Annotated in this window: 2 protein-coding genes; one reads left to right on the forward strand and one right to left on the reverse strand. The window is 78.1% G+C overall.

Translation table 11 applies throughout. From position 1 onward, the window contains the following. Nucleotides 1-45: 45 nt before the first annotated feature. On the reverse strand, nt 46-2229 hold the full coding sequence (locus tag AB0L40_RS27445) for an O-antigen ligase family protein (protein ID WP_364361931.1): 2184 nt from the start codon (nt 2227-2229) through the stop codon (nt 46-48). 27 nt (nt 2230-2256) lie between these two features. Here AB0L40_RS27445 and AB0L40_RS27450 point away from each other — a divergent pair. Further along, nucleotides 2257-2878 (forward strand): hypothetical protein (locus tag AB0L40_RS27450; protein ID WP_364361933.1); only part of this gene is annotated, 622 nt, incomplete at its 3' end.

Consider the following 2878-nt stretch of genomic DNA (forward strand, 5'->3'; position numbering starts at 1 on the left):
CCCGGGCGCGCAGGACCCGGGCGTCCCGGGCCCCGCGGCGCGGCCCTACGGCGTGGTGCCGCCGCCGTCCGGCGTCACCGGGGTCGTCGCGGCCGCCGGCGGATCCAGGAACGGCGTCGCCCCTGCGGTCGGCGAGGCCTCCGGCGGTGCGCGCTTGCCGAGGGCGTCGGCGAGCTGGCTGACGGCCTTCACGCCGTAGGGATCCAGGGCGACGGCGCGCTTGGCGGCCACGCGCATGCCGACGCGGTCGGCGATCTTGCCCGCCACGTCGGCCAGGGCGCTCCAGGCCTCCGGGTTGTCGGGCTGGCGCACGGTCTCGCGGATCGCCAGGCGGCGGGCCTCGAGGAAGTTCTGGCGGCGCTCGGCGATCCGCCGGCCGACCTCGAGGGGCTTGAGCGAGAACGGGTCGAGGTTGGCCGCCAGCGCCACGTCGCTGGTGGCGTCCTTGAGCCCCTGCGCGGACGCGCCGCCGGCGAGCCGGGCCTGGGCGTCGCTCGCGAGCCGGTCGCCGATCACGGGCGAGACCGTCAGGACGATCAGGACGAGCGCGCCCGCGAGGGTCAGGCCCAGCACGAGCGCACCGCTGGCCGCCGGTCGCTCCTCGCGGTCCAGCTGCCGGTCGAGCTCGTCGATCGTCGCCGGCGCGATGGTGCCGTCGGGCGTGCGCGGCGTGCGCCGGGGGGCCGGCGCGGCGGCGGCGACGGCCAGGCCCGCCAGGACGGGCATCGTCACGCCGGGGAGGTCGAAGTGCCAGTCGATCGCGCTCTGGACGAGCCAGGCCGCCGCGGCGCCCAGCAGCGTGGCCTGCAGCGCGAGCTGCTTCGGGTCGATCCGCTCCTCGCGCATCCGCCGCAGCCGCCGGACGCCGACGCGCATGAGCACCCACAGCGCCCCGCCGAGCAGCGCGAAGCCGATCACGCCGGTCTCCGCCAGCACCTGCAGCGGCAGGCTGTGGGGCTGCGTGACCTCGGTCGTGTCCTGGCGGTAGTCCTTGCGCACGGTGCCGAAGCTGCTGGGGCCCCAGCCCTCCAGCGGGCGGTCCGCCCACGCGCCGACGGCCTCGGCCCACCAGCCGGTGCGGTTGGACGAGGAGACCGACAGCAGGCGGTCCGCCCCGGAGACGGGCGCGACCTCGTCGACGGACGCCACGCTGTCGCGCAGGGACGTCAGGGCGGTCCCGGGGCCGCCCTCCTTCGCGACGAAGGCGCCGGCGGCGATCACCAGCGCGACGAGCCCGACGACGGTGCCGGCGCGCAGGACGCCGGCGGTCTTCCGGGGGTCCCAGGCGATCCGCTCCTCGGCCGCGCGGATCGCGAGCGCGATCACGCCGCCCAGGACGATCGCCGCGACGATCCCGCCGAGCACCGCGGCGCGGCCGTCGGTCGACACGACCGCGGAGCCCTCGACGCGGCCGGTGGCCGTGATCGCCAGCGGCGCCGCGGCGGCCGTGGACAGCGCGATCATGGCGGGCAGCCGCAGGCGCGCGGCCCCGGAGGACACGGCCACCACGACGATGCCGACGACGAGCGCGACGATCGCGCCGCGCGACTGGCTGAGCAGCAGGGTCGCGATCAGCGGCGGGACGACGGCGCCGGCGGCCACGCGCCAGGCGACGGGGCGGTCGCCCTCGACGGCCTGCCGGGCGGCGGCCAGGGCGCCGATCGCCGCGACGAGGCCCAGGGCGTTCCAGTAGTCCAGCGGGCCGCGCAGGCGGATCGCGTTGTCGAGCCCGCCGATCGTCACGGCGGTGTCGGGCGACATCCGGCCGACGATCGCGACACCGCAGAGCACGACGCTGCCGGCGATCAGCGCGCCGACCGCGATCGCGCGGGCGCTGGGCGCGATCCGCGCCGCGGCGCCCGCCACGAAGACCGTCAGCGCGTAGCCGGCCACCAGGGCGCCCCACGCGATCGAGCGGTCCGGCCGGACGCTCCACGCGGTCGCGATCAGCGACCACGCGGCGAAGGCGAGGAGCAGCAGGACGCCGAGCGCGGCGTCGCGCCGCGGGAGCATGCGCCCGAGGCCGCCGGCGACCATCGCGCCGACCGCGATGGAGAGCAGCGCGGTGAGGCAGATCGCGACGGCGGACGCGGTCTGCCCGTAGCCGCCCCCGGCGAAGGCGACCCCGGTGCCGACGGCCAGGGCGGCGGTCAGCAGGAGTCCGCCCGCTGAGGGTCGGAGGTCCCGCGCCGCCCGTCCTGCTCGGAGCGTTCGGAGGGCGGCGTGCATTGAGGGGGCCGACGGTACCATCGTCGCGTGGTCCTCCGTGTCATCCGTCACCAGCCTCCGGCCGCCGCGTCGTCGGCGCTGCGTACGGCGCTCGTCGCGCTGCTGACGGCGCTCGCGCTGCTCGGTCCCGTCGCGGGCGCCGCGCGCGCCGACACGTTCGACGACATCTACGCGGACTACCGCAAGACACAGAAGATCGACCCCTGCAAGTACACGCCGAAGGAGCTCCGCGACGCGAAGGGCATGCTCGGCAGCGACTCCGACCAGTACGCCCCGGAGTTCCCGGACGCGCTGGACGAGGCGATCGCCGCCAGCGGCGACTGCAAGAAGGAGTCGACGACGACCACGAGCGGCGGCGGCGCCCCGTCGCAGCCGCAGACGCCGACGACCACGCCGCAGACGACCACGCAGGACGTCGCGCCCGCCCCGACGACCACCGCCGCGATCGCGCCGCCCGCGACGACGCCCGGACCGGCCGCCGTCCCCCAGCCGTCGGCGGGGGCGCCCGACGGCGGCCAGCCCGCCCCCGCGGGGGGGGCCGCCCACCACGGCCCCCCCGGGGTGGAGGGGGGCGGCCCGGGGGGCGGGGTCCGAGGCGCCCGCGCCCGGGGGGGGGGCGGGGGGGGGACGCGGTGGGCCGGCCGGGCGG

The sequence above is a fragment of the Patulibacter sp. NPDC049589 genome, from assembly GCF_040675535.1.
In the GTDB taxonomy this organism is placed as follows: Bacteria; Actinomycetota; Thermoleophilia; order Solirubrobacterales; family Solirubrobacteraceae; genus Patulibacter.